We start from the raw sequence: 6,673 nt of genomic DNA on the forward strand, positions 1-6,673 counted from the left end.
CTATGCGGCGATCACGAGCGGCCATCCGTCGGCCCGCCCTGCACCCGTACCGAGCCCTCGCGGTCGGGACGGTGCTGCTGCTCGCCGCAGGCCCGGTGGCGCTCGCCCCCGCACCGCGCCCCGGGGAGTCCGCGACCCCGGCCGCTTTCGCACCACCGGCCGGCACGGGGGACCGGGGCGCCCCGCTCTACCTCGAGCACTGCGCCAGCTGCCACGGCGAGCAGGGGCAGGGTACGCAGCGGGGACCGTCCCTGATCGGCGTCGGCCCCGCCTCCGTGGACTTCCAGGTCTCCACCGGACGGATGCCGGTCTCGCAGGAGGTACAGCAGCCCCAGCGTCGGGAACCGGCGTTCTCGGCCGACGATATCGCGGCACTGGTGGACCACGTCGACAGCTTCGGCGGCGGCCCGCAGATCCCCCAGGTCTCGGCGGGAAACCTGACCTCCGGCCGGCAGATCTTCGCGGCCAACTGCGCCCCGTGCCACGGCGCGACCGGCTCCGGGGCTGCGCTGACCAACGGCCGGAGCGCCCCGCCGCTGTACGACGCGACGGCGACGCAGGTGGCCGAGGCGGTCCGCGTCGGCCCGGGGCTGATGCCGGTCTTCCCCGGTCAGGTGCTCGACGACCAGCAGGTCAACGACGTGACCGCCTACGTGCAGCGGCTGCGCAGTGAGCGGCTGGACCGGGGCGGCAACCCGCTCGGCCGGCTCGGCCCGCTGGCCGAGGGGCTGGTCGCCTGGCTGGCGGTACTGGCGCTGCTGGTGGCCGCCGCCCGATGGTTGGGCAGGAGGGCGGGGGATTGAGCGGTCGACGTCCGTCGACGAGCGAGCGGGCGGCGAGCCGTCGGGTCGTCGCCGCGTTCCTGACCAGCACGGCCGGGGCGGTGGGGTTCGCCGTGACGTACGGGCTGGGCGGCAACACCCGCTGGGAGGGGATCTGCCTCGCGGTGGCCTTCGCCGGACTGGCCGTGGGCCTCGCCGTCTGGGGGCGGCGGCTCGTGCCGGTCGGCGGCTACGTCGAGGAGCACGAGGGCTTCGCGCCAACCCCGGCGGAGCAGGCGATGACCGCTGCGGTGCTCACCGCGCCGGACAGCCCGGTGCGGCGGCGGGGCCTGCTCGCCGCGCTCGGGCTGGCGCTGACCGCGCTCGGCGCCGCCGCGCTGTTCCCGCTGCGCTCCCTGCTGCCGTTCCACGGTGCCCGCCCGGTCCAGGACCTCAAGGACACTCCGTGGGGGCCGGGCGTGCGGCTGGTCGACGCCGACGGACGACCGTTGCGACCGCAGGACGTGCCCGCCGACACCGTGGTCGGCATCTTCCCGGAGGGTCACCTCGACACCGGGGACGGGCCCGCCTTCGCGGTCCGCCTCGACCCGGCGCGTTTCTCCCGGCCGCCCTCCGGCGGGCACCTCGACGGCCTGGTCGTCTACTCACTGCTCTGCACGCACGCCGGCTGTCCGGTCCGGCTCTACCTCAAAGGCGCCGCAGGGGTGCTCTGTCCCTGCCACCAGTCGTCGTTCGACCTGCTGGCGGACGCCCGGCCGGTCGCCGGCCCGGCTGCGCGGGCGCTGCCCGGTCTGCCGATCGAGGTCGGGCCGGACGGCTTCCTCCGCGCGACCGGCGACTTCACCGCCCCACCCGGCGCCGGCTTCTGGAGCCGGCCGTGATCACCGACCGGCTGGCCAGAGCGCTCGACGACCGGCTGCGGCTCTCCCCGGTCACCCGCCGAGCGCTGGCGAAGGTCTTCCCCGACCACTGGTCGTTCATGCTCGGCGAGATCGCGCTCTACTCGTTCGTCGCGCTGATCCTCACCGGCGTCTACCTCACCTTCTTCTTCGATGCCAGCTCCGCCGACCGGGTCTACCACGGCGACTGGGCCCCGCTGGACGGCGCCACCACCTCCGCCGCGTACGCCTCGACCGTGCGGCTCAGTTGGGACGTCCGGGCCGGTCTGCTGGTCCGGCAGACCCACCACTGGGCCGCGCTGGTCTTCGTCGCGGCGATCGTGCTGCACCTGGCCCGGATCTTCTTCACCGGCGCGTTTCGCAAACCCCGTGAGCTCAACTGGCTGATCGGCGTGACCATGCTGACGCTCGCCCTCGCCAACGGCTTCACCGGCTACTCCCTGCCCGACGACCTCGTCTCCGGGGTGGGCCTGCGGATCATCACCTCGGTGGTGGAGTCGATCCCGGTGGCCGGGGCGTGGCTGGCCGCCCTGGCCCTGGGCGGGGAGTTCCCCTCCGACGAGATGATCCCCCGGATGTACGTCACCCACGTACTGCTGGTGCCCGCCGTCCTCGTCGCCCTCGTGTCGCTGCACCTGGGCATCCTGGTGCGACAGAAGCACACCCAGTTCCCCGGCCCGGGACGGACCGAGCACAACGTGGTCGGGTCGACGCTGTGGCCGAGCTACACACTGCGCACGCTCGCCCTGTTCGCCTGGGTGCTGGCGGTGCTGTTCGCCCTCGGCGGCCTGGTGCAGATCAACCCGGTCTGGATCTACGGCCCGTTCGAACCGGCCCAGGCCACCTCACCGGCTCAACCCGACTGGTACGTGGCGTGGGGCGACGGCGCCCTGCGGCTGTTCCCACCCCTGGAGTTCCGCATCGCCGGGCATCTGGTGCCGGCGCCGTTCTTCCCCGGCGTCGTGCTCGGCGGGCTGACCTTCCTCGCCCTCTACGCCTGGCCGTTCGCCGAGCGGCTGCGCACGAAGGACCACCGACAGCACCACCTGCTCGACCGGCCCCGCGACCACCCGGCCCGGCTGGCCGTCGGGGTCGTAGCGCTGACCTTCTATGCGGTGCTGACCGTCGCCGCCGGGGACGACATCCTCGCCCGGCTCCTGGGGGTGCCCGTCTACGACCTGCTGTCGGTGTTCCAGGTGCTGGTGCTCGTCCTGCCGCTCCTCGCCGGACTGCTCGCCTTCCTGGTCGCGCGGGCGCTGCGCCGCGGCGACGCCGCCGGCATCGGCGAACTCACCCGCGCCGACCTGCGGCGGGCGGCCCCCGGGTCCGACGGCGAGGATCCCTCCGGTGCCTCCGATATCCCCGCCAGGGACAGGCCGGGGGAGCGAATCGAGATGTGGCCGGAGGGCGAACTGTGGCGGTGGCGCTACCGGGACGAGGCACGGCACATCGTCATCACCGCGAACCGGGCCGTGCGATCGGAGGAGGAGGCGGTCTCGGCTTCCCGGCTCGCGTACCCCGGGGTCGACCGGGTGGTGGTGCCCGGGCCGCCCCCGCCCCCACCACCCGGCCCGATCCGCGTCGCCCTGCGCCGGTGGGGCCGCGCCGCAGCCGCCGGGTCGCTACTGCTCGCGGCGCTCGTCGACCGGCGGCGGGACCGCCGGCGACAGGAGCGGGAGCGAACGGATCGCGCGTCGCCGCCGGAGCCGTCGGACGAGACGACGACCGGCGCCGGGCGGACATGAGACAGCTACGGCGGTGCGTCGCCGTGATCCGGTCGACTCGCCTGCGGGCCCCGCGGTGCAGCGCGACGGTGACGGTCGCACCGGGGGAGAGCATGAAGGACCTGTCCCGGATGGCCACCGGGACGGGCTGTTCCGACCCGGGGGCGACCGAGATTCGCAACCGCTCGTGCTCGACATGCAGGGAGATCAACTGGTTGCGGTACCGGATCACGCAGTCGAGCTGGTCGAGCCCGTCGGGCAGCACCGGGTTGAGCCGGGGCAGGGTCCGGGGATTTGGCGTCTTTGGTGTTGCGCGGTCCGGACTATGGGCGGGGAACGATGGACAGTCGGAGGCCGGTCTCCGTCTCCTCGATGAGCACTCGTTCGCCGTGGCTGTGGTCTGGCAGCATCGCGTCGTACATTTCTTCGTTGCTGACGTCCACAGTGCGACCGGCCCGGCCGATGAGGACGATGAGTACGGCGCGCAGGTTGACGTCGCTGAGGTAGCGCATGGGGGTCGTCTCCGTAGGTACTGCTGCTCGGTTCGACATGAAGGCAGTTCAGTCCCGGCGGCCGGGAGGACGTCGGCCGCCCAGAACCGGTCGACGCGGCGCTGCTCAAGGCGTGCGCTGGATCTCGCCGACGAGGGCCGCGATGGTGACGAACCTGCGGGTTGGTGCGCCAGCGTGGACTCGGCGTGTGTTGCCTTCCCGTGTAGGTCCCAGCAGGGCGACTCTCACCGAGCTGTCGGCTCGCCGAGTTCGGCGGGGTCGAGACGCAGGGTCGCGAGCAGTCCCGCGTGCTGGGTGGTGTCGACCTGCTCCGGCAGCTCCCGCTCGACCCAGTCGGCCCTGGTGTGCTGGCCGCGTCGACGCAGCGCGGAGACGATCGTGTGCCGGGCGATTGTCATGCTCTGCTCCTCGGTCGTGATGGTGGGAAGATCACCGGTCCTCCGCCGCCTCGGCGGAGGTGCTGCCGGCGCGGACGCCGGTTCGACCGGCGCGAACTTCCCGGCTGGTCCAGCCTCGGCCGTGCGGGAAGCGACGGTGGGAGGGGCGTCGGGGGCGGTGCGGAGACGGCCGCCCTCCCCCTCCCAGGTGCGCCTGCCCGCGCTGTCGGCCCTCGCGTCGGACATGGTGCCCGCGGCGGTGAGCAGCTGCGGAGCATGGGCCCGGTTGCCGGCGGTGGCGGCGAGCGCCATCGCCGCCTCGGCCAGGTCGGCCGCGGTCTCCGGCGGCACGACCAGCAGGTCGACCCGGTCGTCGTTGAGGCAGATCGCGGTCAGCAGGCTGGCGGGCTGACTGGTGAAGTAGCCCAACCGCAGGACCCTGCCGTCGACGGCCAGGCGGCGCGGATTGCCGTTCCAGGTGTCGGCGCTGAGGACCAGCCGGACGATCGGCCCGCGCAGTAGGTCGATGGCGAGGATGAGGCCGGGCAGCTCCGCGAGCGGATCTGTCGAGCGGGGCCACCAGCCGCCGTCGAGCAGCGTGCGCGCGGACCGGGTCGGTTCGATCCGAAGGCGCGGCGTCGATGGCGGCGATGGGGGAGCGAGGGCGTTGGTCGATGGCATCATGTCGGATCCTTATCGCCGTGACCGGGGTGTAGCGGTGAAGTCGTGCGCGGAATTGCGTCATGCGCTGGGCGGGATGCCCGGTTCGCCGACCCGTCCGGCCGGGTCGTCGGTTGCCCCGCTTAGCGGCGGCGCTGCAGCTGGGCGATGCGGACGGCGCCGATCACCATGGCGACTATCGCGAGCGCTGCGGCGCGGACGCCGATCCGGGTCGCGCCGGCGCGGGTCAACGGCACCTGGGCCGCTGGAAGGTGGGGAGTGCTTCCCGATGCTCCGACGGCGGGAGATCGGTCGGTCGGGCCACTGCGGATCGGGCGCGGTCGGGTACGAACATGGCATCGCCTCGGACGGAGCCGGCGTGGCGGGCACCTCAGGAGTGGGATGTCGTCGATTCCGGGATAGCCCCAGCCTACGCGTGTCCGGGCCGGTCTGATTCTGTGCCGCCGTGATAGGGGGCTAAGGCTCGCCCCGAGCGTATGGCTCTGGACGGGGCCGTCGATCCCGCTTTCGCCCAGGTGGACGGGGTCGTGTTCATGGACGGCGGCGTGGTGGTCGAGCAGGGGCCGCCGCAGGAGGTGCTCGGCGCGCCGCAGCACGAACGGACCCGCTCGTTCCCCTCTCGGGTCCTCGACCCGACCCAGGTCGCGCAGCTCGGTCAGCCCGACCAGTCCCCGGAGCCACCGGAGCCGCCCCGCCTGCCGACCGACGACCGTCACAACCTGTGACAGCCGCTCATCGTCACGTTCGTGCACACCGGCGCAACCGCGGGGCCAGCTCGTCGTCGATGAGGTGTTGCAGTCCGGTCAACCTGTCGTAGGTACGCCGACTTACCGGGGGTGGATGAGGCACATTCCGCCGGGAGCGGGCCGGTCCATCGTGGCCAACGCGTGGGGCACCTCGGTGAGGCCGATGCTGCGGGTGATCAGCTCGGCGGGGCGCAGTACGCCGGCGGTGACCAGCCGGAGCAGTTCGGGATAGGCGTGCGCGGGCATGCCGTGACTGCCCCGCAGCTCCAGCTCGAACGCGATCACGAGCTCCATCGGCAGGGCTGGGCGGCCCTGGGCGGCGGGGAGGAGTCCGACCTGCACGTGGCGTCCGCGCCGCCGGAGGCTTTCGATGGAGGCGGTGCAGGTGGCGTGACTGCCCAACGCGTCGAGCGACAGGTGGGCGCCGCCGCCGGTCGCCTCCCGTACGGCCGCGGCCACCTCGCCGGGTTCGGTGAGGGCGCTACCGTCCAGACAGATCGTGGCCCCGCAGCTCCTGGCCAGCTCGAGCGCACCGGGGGCAACGTCCACCGCCACGACCTGCGCGCCGCACGCCGCCGCGATCATCACCGCGGACAGCCCCACTCCGCCGCAGCCGTGCACCGCCACCCACTCGCCCGCGGCGGCCCGCCCCTGACTGACCACGGCCCGGAACGCCGTGGCGAAGCGGCAGCCGAGGGCCGCCGCAGCCGGGTAGTCCAGCTCGTCGGGGAGCCGGACCAGGTTGACGTCGGCGTTATGGACCGCCACGTACTCCGCGAACGAGCCCCAGTGGGTGAAGCCTGGCTGCGTCTGCCGCTCGCAGACCCGGAACTTGTCAAGGTCGGTGGGACCAGTGGGTGTTACGCCGCTTGGGGTAGTGGTTGATCGGTTGCCGGTTCGGGTGGGTTGATCCAGACGGCGTCGGGCAGGTGCAGCGCTTTCGGTCTGGGCC

6 protein-coding genes and 2 pseudogenes are annotated in these 6,673 nt (G+C 73.0%); 4 read left to right on the forward strand and 4 right to left on the reverse strand.

From position 1 onward, the window contains the following. Nucleotides 1-2 precede the first annotated feature (2 nt). From KBX37_RS24845 to KBX37_RS24855, 3 genes are read left to right on the forward strand one after another with little or no spacing between them, the layout of a single operon-like run. A complete protein-coding gene (locus tag KBX37_RS24845) occupies nucleotides 3-803 on the forward strand; it encodes a c-type cytochrome (RefSeq protein WP_210778316.1) in 801 nt (266 codons plus the stop codon). After that, a complete protein-coding gene (locus tag KBX37_RS24850; RefSeq protein WP_210778317.1) occupies nucleotides 800-1,663 on the forward strand; it encodes a ubiquinol-cytochrome c reductase iron-sulfur subunit in 864 nt (287 codons plus the stop codon). The genes KBX37_RS24845 and KBX37_RS24850 overlap by 4 nt, the downstream gene beginning before the upstream one ends. Continuing rightward, nucleotides 1,660-3,426: a cytochrome bc complex cytochrome b subunit gene (locus KBX37_RS24855; RefSeq protein WP_210778318.1), complete on the forward strand. Its 1,767-nt coding sequence runs from the start codon at nucleotides 1,660-1,662 to the stop codon at nucleotides 3,424-3,426. The genes KBX37_RS24850 and KBX37_RS24855 overlap by 4 nt, the downstream gene beginning before the upstream one ends. Nucleotides 3,427-3,532: 106 nt before the next feature. On the opposite strand, the pseudogene KBX37_RS36060 reads toward KBX37_RS24855, so the two are convergent. The 3 genes and pseudogenes from KBX37_RS36060 to KBX37_RS24865 all read right to left on the reverse strand — a co-directional run. Further along, a pseudogene (locus KBX37_RS36060) lies at nucleotides 3,533-3,670 on the reverse strand (glycosyl hydrolase family 65 protein); the annotation flags it as partial. Nucleotides 3,671-3,728: 58 nt separating this feature from the next. Then, nucleotides 3,729-3,917 (reverse strand): hypothetical protein, encoded by a 189-nt coding sequence (locus KBX37_RS24860; protein WP_210778319.1) that lies wholly within the window; start codon nucleotides 3,915-3,917, stop codon nucleotides 3,729-3,731. 224 nt (nucleotides 3,918-4,141) lie between these two features. Then, nucleotides 4,142-4,978 (reverse strand): DUF5994 family protein, encoded by an 837-nt coding sequence (locus KBX37_RS24865; RefSeq protein WP_210778322.1) that lies wholly within the window; start codon nucleotides 4,976-4,978, stop codon nucleotides 4,142-4,144. A gap of 515 nt (nucleotides 4,979-5,493) precedes the next feature. Between KBX37_RS24865 and KBX37_RS24870 the strand changes: the two are divergent. Then, nucleotides 5,494-5,700 (forward strand): annotated as a pseudogene (locus KBX37_RS24870) (amino acid ABC transporter ATP-binding protein); the annotation flags it as partial. Nucleotides 5,701-5,802: 102 nt separating this feature from the next. On the opposite strand, the gene KBX37_RS34795 reads toward KBX37_RS24870, so the two are convergent. Beyond that, entirely contained in the window at nucleotides 5,803-6,489 is a 687-nt protein-coding gene (locus KBX37_RS34795; RefSeq protein WP_307849187.1) for a zinc-binding dehydrogenase, read from the reverse strand. Between the last annotated feature and the right edge of the window lie 184 nt (nucleotides 6,490-6,673).

This window comes from Micromonospora sp. U56 (assembly GCF_018070095.1).
Classification (GTDB): Bacteria; Actinomycetota; Actinomycetes; order Mycobacteriales; family Micromonosporaceae; genus Micromonospora; species Micromonospora purpureochromogenes.